Annotated in this window: 12 protein-coding genes; 6 read left to right on the top strand and 6 right to left on the bottom strand. The window is 72.8% G+C overall.

All coding sequences use genetic code 11. The annotated features are described in order from the left end of the window. Nucleotides 1–86: 86 nt before the first annotated feature. Complete coding sequence (locus tag HQN59_RS15430) at nt 87–2795, top strand: zinc-dependent metalloprotease (RefSeq protein ID WP_342451217.1); 2709 nt, start codon at nt 87–89, stop codon at nt 2793–2795. 138 nt (nt 2796–2933) lie between these two features. On the opposite strand, the gene HQN59_RS15425 is transcribed toward HQN59_RS15430, so the two are convergent. Further along, nucleotides 2934–4979, bottom strand: coding sequence for a putative bifunctional diguanylate cyclase/phosphodiesterase (locus HQN59_RS15425; protein WP_176070013.1), 2046 nt, complete (start codon nt 4977–4979; stop codon nt 2934–2936). Nucleotides 4980–5276: 297 nt separating this feature from the next. Between HQN59_RS15425 and HQN59_RS15420 the strand changes: the two genes are divergently transcribed. Then, nucleotides 5277–6068 (top strand): DUF72 domain-containing protein, encoded by a 792-nt coding sequence (locus HQN59_RS15420; protein WP_176070012.1) that lies wholly within the window; start codon nt 5277–5279, stop codon nt 6066–6068. Between the two features lie 154 nt (nt 6069–6222). On the opposite strand, the gene HQN59_RS15415 is transcribed toward HQN59_RS15420, so the two are convergent. Together HQN59_RS15415 and HQN59_RS15410 are read right to left on the bottom strand one after the other, a co-directional pair. Beyond that, nucleotides 6223–8028 (bottom strand): aminopeptidase P family protein, encoded by a 1806-nt coding sequence (locus HQN59_RS15415; protein ID WP_176070011.1) that lies wholly within the window; start codon nt 8026–8028, stop codon nt 6223–6225. Between the two features lie 140 nt (nt 8029–8168). After that, on the bottom strand, nt 8169–9545 hold the full coding sequence (locus HQN59_RS15410) for an NAD(P)/FAD-dependent oxidoreductase (protein ID WP_176070010.1): 1377 nt from the start codon (nt 9543–9545) through the stop codon (nt 8169–8171). Nucleotides 9546–9796: 251 nt separating this feature from the next. On the opposite strand from HQN59_RS15410, the gene HQN59_RS15405 reads away from it, so the two are divergent. The 4 genes from HQN59_RS15405 (at nt 9797) to HQN59_RS15390 (ending at nt 14911) form a co-directional block, all read left to right on the top strand. Beyond that, on the top strand, nt 9797–10507 hold the full coding sequence (locus HQN59_RS15405; RefSeq protein ID WP_176070009.1) for a response regulator transcription factor: 711 nt from the start codon (nt 9797–9799) through the stop codon (nt 10505–10507). A gap of 23 nt (nt 10508–10530) precedes the next feature. Next, complete coding sequence (locus HQN59_RS15400) at nt 10531–11853, top strand: ATP-binding protein (protein ID WP_176070008.1); 1323 nt, start codon at nt 10531–10533, stop codon at nt 11851–11853. A 147-nt stretch (nt 11854–12000) separates the two neighbouring features. Further along, the gene (locus tag HQN59_RS15395) at nt 12001–13530 is read left to right on the top strand and encodes a Do family serine endopeptidase (protein WP_176070007.1); all 1530 of its coding nucleotides are present in this window, start codon (nt 12001–12003) and stop codon (nt 13528–13530) included. A gap of 133 nt (nt 13531–13663) precedes the next feature. Beyond that, nucleotides 13664–14911: a rhodanese-like domain-containing protein gene (locus tag HQN59_RS15390; protein ID WP_176070006.1), complete on the top strand. Its 1248-nt coding sequence runs from the start codon at nt 13664–13666 to the stop codon at nt 14909–14911. Nucleotides 14912–14934: 23 nt separating this feature from the next. Here HQN59_RS15390 and HQN59_RS15385 read toward each other — a convergent pair whose 3' ends face one another. From HQN59_RS15385 to HQN59_RS15375, 3 genes are all read right to left on the bottom strand, one after another. Next, nucleotides 14935–15990 carry a toll/interleukin-1 receptor domain-containing protein gene (locus HQN59_RS15385; RefSeq protein WP_176070005.1) on the bottom strand — a complete coding sequence of 352 codons (1056 nt, stop codon included), beginning with the start codon at nt 15988–15990 and terminating at the stop codon, nt 14935–14937. A 121-nt stretch (nt 15991–16111) separates the two neighbouring features. Continuing rightward, nucleotides 16112–17029: an ornithine carbamoyltransferase gene (argF, locus tag HQN59_RS15380; protein WP_176070004.1), complete on the bottom strand. Its 918-nt coding sequence runs from the start codon at nt 17027–17029 to the stop codon at nt 16112–16114. Continuing rightward, nucleotides 17026–18246 carry an aspartate aminotransferase family protein gene (locus HQN59_RS15375; RefSeq protein ID WP_176070003.1) on the bottom strand — a complete coding sequence of 407 codons (1221 nt, stop codon included), beginning with the start codon at nt 18244–18246 and terminating at the stop codon, nt 17026–17028. The genes argF and HQN59_RS15375 overlap by 4 nt, the downstream gene beginning before the upstream one ends. Nucleotides 18247–18312 lie beyond the last annotated feature (66 nt).

Raw genomic sequence — 18312 nt, 5'->3', positions numbered from 1 at the left:
GGCTGCCCCGGCTCGACGCGGACGGTCGGCCGCGCGACGATCGACGCATGCAGAGGTACGGCTTGCGAACGTCTCCCACTCGCCTGGTGTCGGCGCTCGTCGCGATCGGCGCCGGCGCCCTCACGGGATGCGCGAGCATCGGCATTCCGGTGCCGATGGCGGCGCCCGACACGCGGCCGGCCGACGCCGGCGCCCTGCGCGCCCCCGGTGCGGCGACCGCTCCGGCACCGGCGAGCAGCAACCTGCGGCCGTTCGCCGACGTGGTGCGCGGCGCCCGGCGCAGCGAGGGCCTGTTCGCGGTCTGGCAGAAGGACGACAAGGTCTGGCTCGAGGTCGCACCCGAAGACTTGAACCGGCCGTTCTTCCTCTCGGCCAAGCTCAAGACCGGCATCGGCGAGCGCAGCTTCCTCGGCGGCTCGATGGCGGCCAGCGGCATCGTCGAGTTCCGGCGCGTGCACAACCAGATCCAGCTGCTCTGGCGCAACGTCGGCTACACGGCTGCGGCCGGAACGCCGGAGGCGCGCGCCGTCGAGGCGGCCTACTCGCCGAGCCTCCTGGCGAGCGCGGCGGTGGCGAGCGCGCCTGAGCCGCAGCGCAAGGCGGTGCTGATCGAGGCCAACGCGGTCTTCATGGCCGACCTGCTGAGCCTGGGCATGGACCTGCAGCGCGCGTACCGCCAGAGCTACGCGTTCGACCCGCGCAACTCGGCGATCACGGAGGTGCGGGCCGGCGCCGACCTCGTCGTGCTCGAGGTGCTGAGCCATTTCGCGACCGGCTCGATCAGCGTCCCCACGCCCGGCGGTGCCGCGGGCCCGTCGGCGCCGCGCAGCCTGCCCGACCCGCGCAGCCTGTTCATGACGGTGCACTACTCGATCGGGCGCGTGCCCGACGCGCCGATGCAGCCGCGCCGGGCCGATCCACGGGTCGGCTTCTTCGACAGCAGCGTCGTCGACTACGGAAACGACCTCGAGCGCTCGGCCCGGCGCCGTCACGTGAACCGCTGGCGCCTCGAGAAGGCCGACCCGAGCTCCGAACGCTCCGAGCCGGTCAAGCCGATCGTCTACTGGCTCGACCGCAGCGTGCCGTACAAGTACCGCGCCGCGATCACCGAAGGCGTGCTCGAGTGGAACAAGGCGTTCGAGCGGATCGGCTTCAAGGACGCGATCCGCGTCGAGGTGCAGCCCGAGGACGCCGACTTCGACACGCTCGACTTCGGCCGCGCGTCGATCCGCTGGGTCACCAACGCGGCGCCGACCTTTCTCGCCATCGGCCCGAGCCACGTCGACCCGCGCAGCGGCGAGATCCTCGACGCCGACATCAGCATCGAGAGCTTCGGCTCGCGCGACCTGCGCGCGGTGCGCGAGCAGATCCTGGCGCCGGGCGAGCGCGGCAGCGCGCTCGCCGCGATCGACGCGCCGCTGCACACCGGCACGCGCCCGGCCGACTGGTGCACCTACGCGAGCCAGGCTGCCGAGCAGATGGCTTATGCGTTCGACGTGTTCGAAGCGCGCGGCGAGCTCGACCTCGGCGGCGAGGAGACCGAGCGCTTCATCCACGACTTCCTCAAGAGCACGACCATGCACGAGGTCGGGCACACGCTGGGGCTGCGCCACAACTTCCGCGCCTCGCGCGTCTACACGCCCGAGCAGCTCGCCGACCGAGCATTCACCGCCGAGCACGGCGTCGCCGGCTCGGTGATGGAGTACGCGCCGATCAACCTCGGCGGCCCGGCGCAGCCGCGTGCGTCGTACGGCGTGCCGTTCAGCCGCACCCTCGGCCCCTACGACTACTGGGCCATCGAGTACGCCTACAAGCCGCTCGACCCGGCACTGACGGCCGACGGCGAGCGGCGCGAGCTCGAACGCATCGCGAGCCGCAGTTCGGAGCCGCTGCTCGCGTTCGGCACCGACGAGGACCACTACCTCGGAGTCGATCCCGAGTCGCTGCAGTTCGACCTCGGGAGCGACGTCGTCGCCTTCGCGAGGAAGCGCATCTCGATCGCGCAGGAGCTGCTGAGCCGCCAGGAGACGCGCGAGCTGCGCCCCGGGCAGGACTACAACCTGCTGCGCCGCTCGGTGAGCTTCGCGGTACGCGACGTTGCCCGCGCCGGCAACGTGCTGGTGCGCCAGATCGGCGGGGTGCGCACCGTGCGCGACCTGCCGGGCACCGGTCGCGATCCGCTCACGCCGGTGCCCGCCGAGCAGCAGCGTGCCGCGCTCGAGCTGATCACGAAGAGCCTGCTCGCGCCCGACAGCCTGAGGATCTCGCCGGCGCTGCAGCGCCGCCTGGGCGCCGATTTCCTCGAGCGCGGCGACGCCGTTCGCGGCTCGGAGGTCGCGGTCGCGACCGACTACTCGCTGTCGCAGCAGGTGCTCGACATGCAGCGCGCGTTGCTCGGCACCCTGCTCAGCGACACGGTGGCGACGCGCCTTCTCGACAGCGCCGAGAAGGCGCCGAGCGGCCCCGGCCGGGCGCTCCGTCTCGGCGAGCTCTACGCGCAGGTCACCCAGGCCGTCTGGAGCGAGCTCGCGATCGGCGGCGAGATCCCCTCGCTGCGTCGCGAGCTGCAGCGCGACTACGTCAACCGCGTCTCGAACGTGCTGCTGCGGCCCGCTTCGGCGACCCGTGCCGACACCCGGGGCCTGGTGCGCATGCAGGCCAACGCGCTGCTCGCCCGCCTGCGCGCGGTCGCCGCGCGGCCCGACGTGAGCGACGAAACGCGTGCCCACCTGCAGGACAGCACCGAGACGCTGGCGCAGGCGCTCGCGGCGCGCCTCGAGCGGCAGGGCGCCTGACCGCAGCGCGGCGGCCCCCCGCGTTCGGCCGCTGTCACACACGGAGAACGGCGCGAGCGGACGGGGTCCGCATCGCGCCGCTTGCCTTCCGGCCCGATCGCCCGAAGCGTCTCGCGCAGCGCCCTGAGGCGCTCCGCGTCAGGCGATCTCTTCCGAGCTGCGCGTCTCCGAGAACAGCGACGGCTTGAACACCGCCGATTCGCTGCGGTCGTTCATCGCCCACAGCAGCAGGGCGCGGCCCGACATCGGCTTGGCGAACAGGAACCCCTGCAGCTCGTCGATGTGCATGGATTCGAGGATCTGCTGCTGGCGCTGGTTCTCGACGCCTTCGGCGACCACCTTGAGCCCGAGTGCGTGGGCGAGCTTGGTGACCGCATCGACCACGGCGCGCGCGTCCGCGCTGTGCTCGAGGTCCATGATGAAGCTGCGGTCGATCTTGAGCTCCTCGGCGGGGAGCTTGCGCAGGTAGGCAAGGCTCGAGTAGCCGGTGCCGAAGTCGTCGATCGAGAGGTGCACGCCGAGCTCGCCGAGGCGGCGGAACGTCGCCTGCGTCATCTTGGTGTCCTCCATCGCCGCCGACTCGGTGATCTCGCAGGTGATCAGCGACGGGTGGATGCGGTAGTGCTCGAGCGCGCCGGTGATGCGCTCGACGATGTCGTCCTGCCGCATCTGGTGCGCCGACAGGTTGATCGCGACGCGCATGCGCAGGCCCTTGTCGCGCCAGGCGCGGCTCTGGCGGCAGGCGTCCTCGATGACCCAGTTGCCGATCGCGCCGATCAGGCCCGAGCGTTCGGCGATCGGCACGAACACGCCCGGCAGCAGCGTGCCGCGGGTCGGGTGTTTCCAGCGCAGCAGCGCCTCGACCGCGGTGACCTTGCCGCTGGTGGCGTCCATCTTCGGTTGGTAGAACAGCTCGAGCTCGTTGTTAGCGAGCGCCTTGCGCAGGTCGCGCAGCAGGTCGAACTGCGCCTCGGCGTCGGCGTCCATGGCCGGCGAGTAGAAGCAGTGGTTCGAGCCGCCGGCTCGCTTGGACGAGTACATCGCGGCGTCGGCGCGTGCGATCAGCTTCTGGTGGCTGCAGCCGTCCGGGTAGAGCGCGATGCCCACCGAGCACGAGATCATCACCTCGCGGCCGTCGACCGCATACGGCAGGCTCAGGCCGTCGATGAGGCGGGTCGCGACCTGGGCCACCGACTCCTGCGTGGCGACGTTGCTGAGCAGCAGCAGGAACTCGTCGCCGCCGACCCGCGCGACCACGTCCCGACCGCGCGACATCGATTTCAGGCGCTGGCCGACCTGCTCGAGGACGAGGTCGCCGATGCTGTGGCCGTAGGTGTCGTTGACCGGCTTGAAGCCGTCGAGGTCGATGAAGAGGAGGGCGAGGCGGCTGCCGCTGGCGTCGCACTTGGTCGCCGCGGCGGCCAGGCGGTCCTCGAAGTAGACGCGCGTCGGCAGCTGGGTCAGCGAATCGACCGTCGGCGGCGGCGTGACCGAGCGGCGTGTCGCCGGGCCGTCGCGCACGTTCGACTGGCCGAGCGTGTGCAGCAGCACCGCCGCCATCGCGATCAGGGCGAGCATCAGCAGGCACTCGGTGACTGCGGCGGCGCCGACGATGCTGGTGCTGGTGGCCGAGGTGGTCGCGAACGCGAGCGTCAGTGCGCCGGCCGCCGCGGCCCCCAGGCGCGCCAGCGCGGCGCGCTTGCCGCCGAGGCCGTCGACGTGCAGCGCGACGAGGGCGACGCTCAGCACGCCGACCGCGAGCAGCGGGGCCCACGACACGCCGAGCATGGCGGCGCGGACGACGCCCGGCGCGGCGAAGAGCGAATGCGCGTAGGCGACCAGCAGCGTGACCGCGCCGAGGCCGACGAACGACGGCAGCGTCTTGCGGGTCGCCGCGCCGGCGGTCGCGCTCGCCAGGAACGCGAGCGTCGCCGCGAGCATCGCGCCGACGATGGCGATGCCGACGCTGCTGCCGGCAAACGGGTCGCGCTCGGCGGCGACGTGACCCGGCCACCAGAGCGCGCCGGTGCCGATCAGAATGCTCGACGCGCGCAGGCGCCGTGCGACGTTGGCCGAGCGCTCGCGCGCGGCGGCGCCGATTTCGGCGCACAGCCAGAGCAGCGGCGCACTGATCAGGAAGCCTGCGATCCCGGCAAGGAGTCTGTTGTTGTCGAAGAAGTCCATGAAGGCGGTTGCTCGTTCGGGCCGGACCCGGAAGGGCGGCACTCCCTGCGGATGGCCGGGACGTCTCGATTTCGGCCGGGCCTCGCGGAGCTTGAGCGGCGTTTCGATGGCCGCGCACGCGCCGGCGGCGGCGTGCGGTCGTGCACGAATCGGCCGGCGGGCCCGGTGCTCGGCATGCGGCATGTCGAGCCGTGAGGCCGGGGCCGGACCGCGGGCGCTGCCCGCTCGCGCCGGCGCCGCGCGTCCCTGGGCGAAGCGGCGCGCTCGCGGCCGCAACGTGCGCGAGCCAGCCGCCGCATGCCTGAACCCGAAGGCGCCGCTCGCGCGGCCGACGTGCTGCCGATCGTGATCGGGACCGCCGGCTGGGCGATCCCGCGCACCGCCGCCGACCGCTTTCCCGGCGCCGGACCGCACCTGACGCGTTACGCGGGCGTGCTCGCCGGCACCGAGATCAACGCGACCTTCCATCGCCGCCCGCGGCGGAGCACGTTCACGCGCTGGGTCGCCGAGACCGGGGCCGGCTTTCGCTTCGCCGCCAAGCTGCCGCGCACGATCACCCACGACCGGCGCCTCGTCGACTGCGAGGCGCTGCTCGACGACTTTCTCGGCGACGTCGGCGAACTCGGCGCCAGGCTCGGGCCGCTGCTGGTGCAGCTGCCGGGCTCGCTCGAATTCGAGCGGGCCGTCGCCGACACCTTCTTCGGCAGCCTGCGTGCGCGCCACGCCGGCACGGTGGTCTGCGAGCCGCGTCATGCCGGCTGGTTCACGCCCGAGGCCGGCGCGCTGCTCGGCGCGCACGCCATCAACCGCGTCGGCGCCGACCCGGCGCGGGTCGAAGCCGCCGCCGAACCCCTGGTCGCGCGCGACGCCGGCCCGGCGGCGCTCGCCTACTGGCGCTGGCACGGCTCGCCGCAGGTCTACCGATCGAGCTACGCCACGGAGCAGATCGAGCGCTGGGCCGATGCGGTGGTCGAGACGGCGCGGGGCGGTGTCGCCTGCTGGTGCATCTTCGACAACACCACCAGCGGGGCGGCGGCCGCCAACGCGCTCGACCTGCAGGCGGCGGTGGTGCGGCGCCTCGGGGGCTGAACGCCGCAAGCGGCGGGGTGCGCGGTTCGACCTGGAGCGCACGCACCGGCCGGCGGGCGCGCCGACGTGACGCGGCCGAGCCGACCCGCGAGGCAAACGTTGCAAGATTTCGGCGCGGCCGCCGGCACGCGCGGCTGCGCGCGGGCGCGGGCCCTCAGCCGATCGGCCGCGTCCGCTCGATCAGCCAGTCGCGCGCCGCGCCGTCGACGAGCGGCACGAGACGCTCGCGCACGGTCGCGTGGTAGTCGTCGAGCCAGGCCACCTCGTCGGGGCGCAGCAGTGCGTGCTCGATGCAACGGGTGTCGATCGGGCAGAGCGTCAGCGTCTCGAACTCGAGGAACTCGCCGAAGGTGCCGTCGAGGCTCGCCGCCGGCACGCTCAGCACCAGGTTCTCGATGCGGATGCCCCAGCGCCCGGGCCGGTACACGCCGGGCTCGATGCTGGTGATCATTCCCGGCTCGATCGCCGTCGATGGGTCGGCCGGGCTGCGCGAGATCGTCTGCGGCCCCTCATGCACGTTGAGGAAATAGCCGACGCCGTGGCCGGTGCCGTGGCCGAAGTCGAGCCCGGCGTCCCAGAGCGGCGCGCGCGCGATCGAATCGAGCATGGGCCCCGGCGTGCCGCGCGGAAAGCGCGTGCGGCTGAGCGCCAGCGTGCCCTTCAGCACGCGCGTGTAGTCCTGGCGCTCAGCGTCGGAAAGCCGGCCGATCGGCCAGACCCGCGTGATGTCGGTGGTGCCGCCCAGGTACTGCGCGCCCGAGTCGATGAGGAGCAGCCCGCTGCCGGCGATGGTCGCGTGCGATGCCGGCGTCGCCCGGTAGTGCGGCATCGCGCCGTTCAGCCCGAACGCAGCGATGGTCGCGAAGCTGAGGCCGACGTAGCCGGGGCGGCGCGCCCGCGCGGCGGTGAGGCGCTCGTCGATCGTCAGTTCGGTGATCGGCTCGCGGCCGGGGTCGGCGAGCGCCGCCTCGAGCCACGCGTAGAACTCGCACATCGCGGCGCCGTCCTCGGCCATCGCGCGCCGCACGTGGGCGGCGTCGGCCGCGCTCTTGCGGCTCTTCATCAGCGTGCTCGGGTTGATGCGCTCGATCACGGGCGCGCTCGCCCGCTCGCGCATGCCGAGCGTCACGCGCTTCGGGTCGAGCAGCAGCGTCGCGCCCGCGGGCAGCGCGGCGAACCCAGCGGCGGCCGCCTCGTAGGGCGCCAGCTCGACGCCGTCGGCGGCGAGCCGCTCGCGCAGCCCGGGGTCGACCTTGCCAGCGTCGACGAACAGCGTCGCCGCGTCGGCCGCGAGCAGCAGGTGCGCCAGGAACACCGGGTTGAACTCGACGTCGGCGCCGCGCAGGTTGAGCAGCCAAGCGATGTCGTCCAGCGTGGACAGTACTTGGTGCGTCGCACCGGCGTCGCGCATCGCCTCGCGCACGCGCGCCAGGCGCGCGGCGCGTGTTTCGGTGGCATGCGGCGGCAGGTGCTCGTAGACCGGCGCCTGCGGCAGCGACGGACGGTCCGGCCATGCCTCGCCCAGCACGTCGACGCCGGTCTCGAGCCCGATGCCGGCGGCGCCGAGGCGGTCGCGCAGCGCCGCTGCCGCGCCGAGCGCGAGCACGTCGCCGTCGACCGCGACGCGGGCGCCGGCGCCGACGTGCCGGACGATCCAGTCGACGTGCGCGGGCGCCGCCGCCGAGCCGATCTTCACCAGCTCGACGGTGCTGCCGGCGAGCTCGGTCTCGGCCTGCACCCAGTAGCGGCTGTCGGCGAACAGCGCGGCGCGCTCCAGGGTGACGACCAGCGTTGCCATCGACCCGGTGAACCCCGAGAGCCAGCGCCGTCCCTGCCAGTGCGCCGGCAGGTACTCCGAGAGATGCGGATCGTTCGACGGAACCAGCAGCGCGGCGAGACCCCGGCGGCGCAGGGCGCCACGGACGGCTTCGAGGCGGGCAGGAATGGGGCGAGGGTCCATGGCGCGTTCGACAACGGGTGGGGCGCTAGCGTAACCGCGCCGCCGACCCGATCGGCATGGCCTGATGCCCCGCGACGCCGCTCGCCGGTGCCGCCCCCGGTGCCTTTGCCGCTTTTCGCTGCTGGCGCGCCTACTCGGCGCTACGGCGGCGGTGCGCCGTCGGCCTCGGCGACCACGCGCGCGCCGCGCTCGTACGTCATGTACGCCCACGCCCAGTCGAGCAGCACGACGAGGCGGTTGCGAAAGCCGATCAGGAACCAGATGTGCGCGAACAGCCAGAACAGCCAAGCCGGAAGGCCGCTGAAGCGAAGCGCGCGGCCGCCCGGCAGCGGCAGGTCGACCACCGCCGCCTTGCGACCGATGGTTGCCAGGCTGCCGTAGTCGATGTAGCGGAACGGCCGCGTCGGCTCGCCGGCGAGGCGCCGCAGCAGGTTTGCCGCCGCCCAGCGCCCCATCTGCTTGGCGGCAGGGCTCACGCCCGGAACCGGCGTCGGTTCGCCGCGGCCATGGCTGCGCGCGGCGGCGAGGTCGCCGACCACCGCGATCTCGGGGTGCCCGGGCAGGCTGAGGTCGGGCTCGACGACGATGCGGCCGCCGCGGTCGAGCGTCGCGCCGGCGCTCTTCGCGAGCGCGGCGCCGAGCGGCACCCCGCCGATGCCGGCGGCCCAGATCACGGTGCGGCTCGCGATGCGGTGCTCGGCGCCGCCGCTCGCCTCGTCGCCGGTGTAGGTGACGCCGTCGGCGTCGATCGCGGTCACCCGGCAACCGGTGCGCACGTCGACGCCGAGCTTGCCGAGGTGCTCGCGGGCGCGCTCCGACTGCCGCGGCACGAACGCGCCGAGCACGCGCGGCGAGCCCTCGAGCAGGATGACGCGGGTCTGGCGCGAGTCGATGCGGCGGAACTCGGCGGGCAGGGTGTGCTGCGCGATCTCGCTCATCGTGCCGGCCATCTCGACGCCGGTCGGGCCGCCGCCGATCACGACGAAGGTGAGCCACGGCTCGCGCGCGGTCTCGTCGGTGCAGCGCTCGGCGTGCTCGAACGCGCCGATCATGCGGGCGCGGATCGACAGCGCGTCGGCGAGCGTCTTCAGCCCCGGTGCGTGCGCGGCCCACTCGGGGTGCCCGAAGTAGCTGTGCGTCGCGCCCGCGGCGACGATCAGGTGGTCGTAGGGCAGCGCCTCGGCGCCGATGTCGACCGTGCGCGCGGCGACGTCGATCGCATGCGCCTCGGCCTGCAGGATGGTCAGGTTGCCGCGCCGCATCTCGCGCCGGAGCACGTGGCGGATCGGCGCGCTGATCGCCGGCGCGCTCAGGCCCGCGGTCGCCACCTGATAGAGCAGCGGCTGGAACAGGTGGTGGTTGGTGCGGTCGACGAGGGTGATCTCGACCGGCGCGCCCGAGAGCGCGCGCACCGCCTCGATGCCGCCGAAGCCGCAACCGATGACGACGACGCGGGGGCGGCTCGGCGCGGCGCTTTGCGGGTCGGCGGCGTTCGGGCGGGTGGCGGGTGCTGGCATCGGGTGCTCTCGGGCAGGTCTCGGGTGGCGAGCAAGGGTCGGGCCGTCCGCTCGACAGGACCTCGCGCCCGGTTTCGAGCGCGCGGCCGCCGAGCGATGACGGCTGCGCGCCGGGGCTGCCGGACGGCGCCGCGTCGCGCTTGCGCGTGCGATCCAACGTGGCCCGCCGAGCTTAGCCGGCGCGCGTGCGTCGAGCGAAGCGGCGGCTCGGCCGCGTATGCTCCGGCCCCGACAGCCGCCCCGACACCCCGATGCGCCTGCTGCTGGTTGAAGACGACCGCATGATCGGCGAGAGCCTGCGCGCCGCGCTGCGCACCGAAGGCTACGCCGTCGACTGGGTGCGCGATGCGCCGGCGGCGCTCGGCACCCTGGCCACCGAGCGCTTCGACCTCGTCCTGCTCGACCTCGGCCTCGGTCCGGCCGAGCGGGCTCCGGGTGGCGACACGGTGCGCGACGGCCTCGACGTGCTGCGTGCGCTGCGCGCGCGTGGCGACGCCACGCCGGTGATCGTGGTCACCGCGCGCGACGCCCGCGGCGAGCGCGTCACCGGGCTCGACGCTGGCGCCGACGACTACATCGTCAAGCCCTTCGAGTTCGACGAGCTCACCGCGCGCATCCGCGCCGTGCTGCGCCGCCACGCGGGGCGCGCCCAGCCGACGCTCGAGTACGGCGGCGTCAGCCTCGACCCCGCGACGCGGCAGGTCACGCACCACGGGGTGCCGGTGCTGCTTTCGGCGCGCGAGTTCGCGGTGCTCGAGGCGCTGCTCGCACGACCCGGCGCGCTGCTCTCGCGCGCCCAGCTCGAGGATCGCCTCTACGGCTGGGGCGAGGAGATCGAGAGCAACGCGGTTTCCGTGTACGTGCACCAGCTGCGGCGCAAGCTCGGCGCCGACTTCATCAAGACGGTGCGCGGCGTCGGCTACTTCGTCGGCTCGGCGACGTCCGGCGCGACGCCGGCCTGAGCGCAGGCGCGCGGCTTCGGGCGATGTCGCTGCGCCTGCGCCTGGTGCTCGCGATGCTCGCGATGCTGGTCGCGAGCGCACTCGTGATGGGCCTGGTCGCCTATCGCAACGTGCTCGGCGAGACCGAGGCGCTGTTCGACTACCAGCTGCGCCAGATGGCGCTCTCGCTGCGCGACCAGGGCGAGATCGCGAGCGCGCAGGCCGGGCCGCTGGCGGACGAGAGCCTCGACTTCGTGATCCAAATCTGGACCGTCGACGGCCGCAGCATCTACGCGTCCCGGCCGCACGCCGCGCTGCCGGCGCGCGCGCTGCTCGGCCTGGCCAACGTCGACGTGCGCGGGCAGGTCTGGCGCACCTTCAGCGTGGCGACGCGCGACCGCGTGATCCAGGTCGCGCAGCCGCTCCAGATCCGGCACCGGCTGGCGGCGCGCGCGGCCCTGCGCAGCGTGCTGCCGCTGCTGCTGGTGACGCCGCTGCTCGCGCTCGGCGTCTGGTGGCTGAGCGGCGCGACGCTGGCGCCGCTCGCCCGCGTGGCCGGCGAGGTGCGGCGGCGCGACGAGCAGTCGCTCGCCGCGCTCGGCACCGACGATCTGCCGAACGACATCGCGCCACTGGTGCACGCGCTCAACGGGCTCCTGCAGCGCCTCCGCGAATCGCTCGAGGGCCAGCGCGCGTTCGTCGCCGACGCTGCGCACGAGCTGCGCTCGCCGCTCACCGCGCTCAAGCTCCAGCTCGCGGTGCTGCGCCGCACCGCGTCGGCGGACGAGCGCGCGGCGGCGCTCGACGCGCTCGGCGTCGGCATCGAGCGGGCCGGGCGGCTGGTGGAGCAACTGCTGCAGCTCGCGCGCAACGAGCCGGGCGCGCCCGGCGCACCGTTCGAGCGCGTCGACCTCGCGGAGGTCGCGCGTGACGCGATCGCAGCGACGCTGGCGTTCGCCGTCTCGCGGGGCGTCGAGTTCGAGCTGTTCGCTGACGCTCCGGTGCACGTCGACGGCGACCGCGCCGCCCTCGGCGTGCTGGTGCGCAACCTCGTCGACAATGCGGCGCGCTACTCGCCGGCGGGCGCGCGCGTCGAGGTCCGCGTCGCGAGCGCCGACGGCGCCGCAACCCTCGACGTCGACGACGCCGGCCCCGGCATCCCCGCAGCCGACCGCGAGCGCGTGTTCGACCGCTTCTATCGCCGCTCGGCCGACCAGACCGGCAGCGGCCTCGGCCTCGCCATCGTGCAGCGCATCGTCGAACGCCACGGCGCGACCGTGCAGCTCGGCGACGCGCCGCTTGGCGGCTTGCGCGTCAGCGTGCGCTTCGGGCGCACGCTCGAACCGGTGAGCGCCGCGTCGGCCTGAGGGCCGGCACTGCTTCGGCACGAGCGCGAGCGTCTGCAGTCGACGCCTTAACGCTCACTTAACCCTCGCCTCATGGAGTCCTAACCCGGCATCCCTATCTTCAGCGTCGAGCGCCACGGTGGCGCACCCAACACGCTGGAGATGCTCATGAAGTTCAAACCCCTCGCTGCCGCGCTCGCCACCGCGGGCGTGCTGGTCGTCGGCACCGCCGGCGCCTTCAACCTGGTTCCGCACTGGATCAGGGGCGGCGACGCCAACGCCGCGTCCGCCACCACCGCCACGCAGGTCGCACTGGCGCCCGCCAGCAGCACGCCGACGACGCCGGCCGCGGTCGCTCCGGCGCCGGTCGCAGGCGGTGCCCTGGTGCCGAACTACCGGGCCATCGTCAAGCAGTCGGCGCCCGCCGTCGTCGGCATCAGCGTCGAGGGCGTCCACAAGGTCACCGCCGAGGAGAGCGGCCTGCCGCCCGGCGTTGAGGACGATCCGTTCTTCAAGTTCTTCCGCGGCATGCCCGGCTTCCAGGGCCGCGGCGGCCCGGCGGTGCAGCCGTTCCGCGGCATGGGCTCGGGCTTCATCGTCACGAGCGACGGTCTCATCCTCACCAACGCGCACGTCGTTCGCGAGGCGAAGGAAGTGACCGTCAAGCTGAGCGACCGCCGCGAGTACGCCGCCAAGGTGCTCGGCATCGACACCACCACCGACATCGCGGTGCTGCGCATCGACGCCAAGGGCTTGCCGACGGTCCGGCTCGGCGATCCGAAGCAGATCGAGGTGGGCGATCCGGTGCTCGCGATCGGCGCGCCGTACGGGCTCGAGCAGACCGCGACGCAGGGCATCGTAAGCGCCAAGGGCCGCTCGCTGCCGGGCGACGCCGTGGTGCCGTTCATCCAGACCGACGCCGCGGTCAATCCCGGCAATTCGGGCGGTCCCCTGTTCGACGGCAGCGGTGCGGTGGTCGGCATCAACGCCCAGATCTATTCGCGCAGCGGCGGTTTCCAGGGCCTGTCGTTCGCGATACCGATCGACGTCGCGCTCAAGGTCAAGGATCAGATCGTCGCCACCGGCAAGGCGTCGCACGGGCGGCTCGGCGTCGCGGTGCAGGACCTCAACCAGGTGCTCGCCGAATCGTTCGGGCTCAGCCGTCTCGACGGCGCGCTGGTCGCCAGCGTGGCGCCGAACAGTGCGGCGGCGGCCGCGGGTCTCAAGCCCGGCGACGTGATCCTCTCGGTGAACGACGAGCCGGTGACGCGCTCGGGCGCGCTCTCGAGCGTGATCGGCATGTCGGCACCCGGCGAGCGCGTCAAGCTCAAGGTCTGGCGCGACCGCTCCGAGCGCGTGATCGAGGCGCGCCTCGGCGGTGCCGACGACGCCGCCACGGCGTCGGCCGATTCGGCGACCGCGCCCGGCGAGGGCGGCCACCTCGGTCTGGCCCTGCGCCCGCTGACGCGCGACGAGCGCCGTCAGGCTCATGTCGACGAAGGGTTGGTGGTCGAGCAGGTCACCGGTCCGGCGGCGAAGGCGGGCGTGGTGCCGGGCGACGTGCTGCTGTCGATCAACGGCAAGCCGGTGGAGTCGGTCGATGCCGTGCGCAAGGTGCTCGGCGGCAAGCCGAAGAACGTCGCTCTCCTCGTCCAACGCGACGGCGAGAAGATCTTCGTCCCGGTAAAGATCGGCTGAGCGCGCCGTTCAAACCCGAAACCGGACGCGTTGTGAATTTGTGTTCACACGCGTTCCGGCCTCGGCAGGCACGGCGTAAGGCAGCGACCTAAGCTCCGCGCGGGCTGAAAACGGCCCGGACCAGGAGCTGTTCATGCCTGCTATTTCCTCCCGCCTGCTGCGCGGTGTCGCCTTCGCGAGCGCGCTGCTGGCACTGCCCGCCGTCACCTTCGCCGACGTGCGCGTGCTGCTCGGCGTCGACCCGGCCGACTCGACCGGCAACGTGCTGCTGAGCGCTTCGCTCGCGCCGTCGCAGTCGCTCGGCCGCGCGCTCGGCAGCGCGACCACGATCACCCAGACCTCGACGATGGCCGACGTGCTGCGCGCGACGCGAACCGTCGAGAACGAGATCATCATCGCGCCGGCCCACGCGACCGCGTCGGCGACGCTGCACCAGTACCGGCTGCTCGCGACCAGCGGCCGCGAGCAGACCTACGTGCTGGTGGCGCGCACCGACATCGGCGGCATGGACAAGCTCGCCGGCAAGCGGATCTATCTGCCGCAGCAGGACTCGCTGCGCAGCTACGTCGCCAAGGGCCTGCTCACCGACTCGGGGGTCAAGCTCGCGGGCTTCTCGAAGGTGATCTACGGCAACACCAGCGGCGGCGGCCTCGTGGCGCTGTCGTTCGACATGGCCGACGTCACCGTCGCCGACGAGACCCAGGCCAAGCAGTGGCTCGCCGAGAACCCCGGCAAGGCACGCATCCTCAAGACGACGCGTCCGGTGCCCGGCGGCATGAGCCTCGTCGTGCGCAAGGACTTCTGCGAGCAGCACTGCGCACGCCTTGCGGCGTGGATCAACTCGCCCGACGGCGCGATCACCGGCGTCGGGCGCTTCAAGCTGGCGAGCGCCGACACCGCGAGGCAGTTCACCTACGTGGCTTCGCTCGGCATCACGACGCCCGAGGCGCTCAAGGGCGCGCAGCGCGTCAGCGCCGAGCAGGTCGCCGAACTCGCCAGGTCGAACGTGGTGATCGTCGACACGCGCACGACCAAGGAGTTCGAGAACGAGCACGTACCCGGCGCGATCTCGGTGCCCTACGTCGAGAAGAGCCTCAAGGAGATCGACTTCGACGCGTCCAAGGACGACTTCAGCGCGCTTGCCAAGCTGGCCAAGGACAAGCCGACGCTGTTCCTGTGCAACGGGCCCGAGTGCTGGAAGTCGTACAAGGCATCGAAGGCGGCAGTCGCCGCCGGCTTCACCAGGGTCTACTGGTTCCGCGGCGGCATGCCCGAGTGGCGCGAGAAGCACATGCCGGTCGAAGGGCTCGCCGCCGCGGCCATGGCGCTCGCTCCCGCAGCGAAGGCCCCCGCGAAGACGGTGGTGGTCGCGTCACGCTGAGCGACCGTGCGTCGCCGGTAGCCTCAGCCGTCGCGTCGCAGCTCGACCACGCGCTCGGCCTGCTCGCTGTTGAGCCAGAGGCGGCCGCGAATGCGGCGGTCGTCGTCCTCGACCGTGCCGCGAAAGCTCCCGCTGTCGATCGGCTCGCCGCCGGCTTCGGTGAGCACGCGCAGCGCTGCGGTCACGCGCAGCAGCGCGCCGCGCTCGACCGCGGCGCCGATCGGCTCGCCCGATTGCGTGAGCACCTCGCCGTCGGCGCGATAGAGCACGTGCGTGAGATCGGCGCCGGTGCGCTGGCGCCAGAACGCGCGGTAGTCGCGCCAGTCGGGATCGTTGCGGATGTCGACCGGCCCGCTCGCGAAGCGGATCGTCGCGCCGTCGTGCACCACGTCGACCAGCATCGCGTCGGCGGTGCGTGCGGTGGTCGCGCCGCGCGCGCCGATGCGCACCCGCCAGCGGCCCGAGAGGTCGCGTTGCCGGCTGCGCAGCCAGAGCCACCCGCCCGCGCCTGCCGTCACGACCGCGAGCCCGGCCGCACCGACCACGAGGCGGCGGCGCCTCGCTGCCGCCGCCAGTGCCGCCGTCGCGGCACCGCCGCCCGCGCCGAGCCGTTCGAGGCCGAGCCCATCGAGGTCGCGCACCAGCCGCGCGAAGTCCTCGCGCCAGTCGTAGGCCCGCAGGCGCCGCCAGGTGCGTTCGAGCAGCTGGTCGAAGGGCGGCGGCAGGTCGGCCGATGCCGGGATCGCCGGCACGCCGTCGCACATCAGCGGCACGATGTGCGCGTTGGCCGCGAGCGCGTCGGCAAGCTCGATGCGCGTCGGATCGCGCGGGTCGTCGATGCGGCGCCGGCCCTCGGCGTCGGTCGCGCCGAGATAGTCGGGGGTCACCAGCACCAGCAGGATCGGCCGCGCCTGCAGCGTGCGCGCCACCTCGGCGCGCCACGGCACGCCGGCGCCGAGGTCGTCCTTGTCGAGGAAGATCTGCTCGTCGCCGTAGAGCTCTTCGAGATCGCGTGCCAGCGCCGTCGCCTTGTCGGCACCATCGCTTGCGCGATAGCTGATGAAGAGGCGTGCGGTCATGACCGCCGCGCGGGCGAGGCCGTCAGGGCCAGACGGGCCGTCGCCGCACGGCGGGGGGCGGCGTCGAGGCCGTGCCGATCGAGGTGCGCAGGCATCGGGCCGTCGGCGCGGCGCCGGGCGGTCAGTCGATCCGGCCGAGCACGAGGTACTCGAGCAGCGCCTTCTGCACGTGCATGCGGTTCTCCGCCTCGTCCCAGACCACCGACTGCGGGCCGTCGATCACCTCGGCGTCGACCTCCTCGCCGCGGTGCGCGGGCAGGCAGTGCATGAAGAGCGCGCCGGCGTTGGCCGCGGCCATCAGCGCCGGCGTGACGCGCCAGTCGGCGAACGCGATGCGGCGCGCCTCGTTCTCGGCCTCGTACCCCATGCTGGTCCAGACGTCGGTGGTCACGACGTCGGCGCCGCGGCACGCCTCGAGCGGCGTCGCGAAGCGCTTCACGCAACCGGCGTCGCTGACGCCCGCCTTGGCGAGGTCGAGCTCGTAGCCGGGCGGCGTGCTCACGTGCAAGGTGAAGCCGAGCAGCTGCGCGGCCTGCGCCCAGGTGTTGGCCATGTTGTTGCCGTCACCGATCCAGGCCACCACCTTGCCGTCGATCGACCCGCGCTGCTCGATGCAGGTGAACACGTCGGCGAGGATCTGGCAGGGGTGGAACTCATCGGTCAGACCATTGATGACCGGCACCCGCGAGTGCGCCGCGAACGCCTCGATCTTGGCCTGCTCGTAGGTCCGGATCATGACGATGTCGACCATGCGGCCGACCACGCGCGCGGTGTCCTCGATCGGTTCGGCGCGGCCGAGCTGGCTGTCGCTCGAGGTGAGGTTGACCACCGAGCCGCCGAGCTGGTACATGCCGGCCTCGAAGCTCACGCGGGTGCGCGTCGAGGCCTTCTCGAAGATCATCGCGAGCGTGCGATCGACCAGCGGCGTGTAGGCCTCGTAGCTCTTGAAGCGGCGCTTGATCAGCGCGGTGCGCGCGAAGAGGTGGCGGATCTCGTCGGCGCTGAAGTCCTTGAACTGCAGGAAGTGCTTGAGCGTCATGCGGTCCGGGCGTCTTGCAGGAAGCCCCTGATCAGCGGCAGCAGGATCTCGAGGAGCTGGCGCGCCTCGGCACTCGTCATCACGAGCGGCGGCAAGAGGCGCACGACGCGGTCGGCGGTCACGCTGATCATCAGCCCGGCCTCGGCGGCCTGGCCGAGCAGCGCGCCGCACGGTCGGTCGAGCTCGACGCCGATCATCAGCCCCTGGCCGCGGATGTCGACCACGCCGGCCACGCCGTCGAGGCCTTGGCGCAGCCCGTCGATGATCTCGGCGCCGATTCGCGCGGCGTTCTCGAGCAGGCCGTCCTCTTCCATGATGCGCAGCGTCTCGACGCCGGCGCGCATGGCGAGCGGGTTGCCGCCGAAGGTCGTGCCATGGTTGCCGGGGCCGAACACGTCGGCCGCCTTCGGCCCGCAGACCAGCGCGCCGATCGGCACGCCCGAGCCGAGGCCCTTGGCGAGCGGCATCACGTCGGGGACGATCCCTGCCCACTGGTGCGCGAACCACTTGCCCGTGCGCCCCATGCCGCACTGCACCTCGTCGAGCATCAGCAGCCAGCCGCGCTCGTCGCAGACGCGGCGCACCGCCCGCAGGTATTCGACCGTGGTCGGACGGATCCCGCCTTCGCCCTGGATCACCTCGAGGAACACCGCCACGATGTTCGGGCGCTCGACGGCGGCACGCTCGATCGCCGCGACGTCGTTGAGCGGCACCCGCACGAAGCCCTCGACGAGCGGCCCGAACCCGGCCTGCACCTTGGGGTTGCCGGTCGCCGAGAGCGTCGCGATCGAGCGGCCGTGGAAGGCCGCCTCGTAGACGATGATCTCGGGCCGCTCGATGCCGCGGTCGTGGCCGAACTTGCGCGCGATCTTGAGCGCCGCCTCGTTCGCCTCGAGGCCGCTGTTGCAGAAGAAGACCTTGCTCAGGCCCGACAGCTCGCAGAGCTTCGCGGCGAGCTGCTCCTGCAGCGGCACCAGGTAGTAGTTGGAGCTGTGGATCATTCGCGCGACCTGCTCCTGCAGCGCGGGAACGAACTTCGGGTGGTTGTGGCCGAGCGTGTTGACGGCGATGCCGCCGAGGCCGTCGAGATAACGCTTGCCGTCGACGTCGTAGAGCCAGCAGCCGTCGCCGTGCGACAGCGCGACCGGCAGCCGGCCGTAGGTCGCCATCACGTGCGGTTCGGGCGAGGTGAGCGGCACTTTCTCGGGCGCGTTCATGGGCGGCTCCGCGGGCGATGGACAAGGAGCGGACGCCAGGGTCCGCAGGAGGGCGGATTCTACGGC

It is taken from the genome of Rhizobacter koreensis (assembly GCF_013366375.1).
Taxonomy (GTDB): Bacteria; Pseudomonadota; Gammaproteobacteria; order Burkholderiales; family Burkholderiaceae_C; genus Schlegelella_A; species Schlegelella_A koreensis.
The sequence above is the reverse complement of the archived record's forward strand: the minus strand, read 5'-3'. Positions and strand labels throughout refer to the sequence as shown.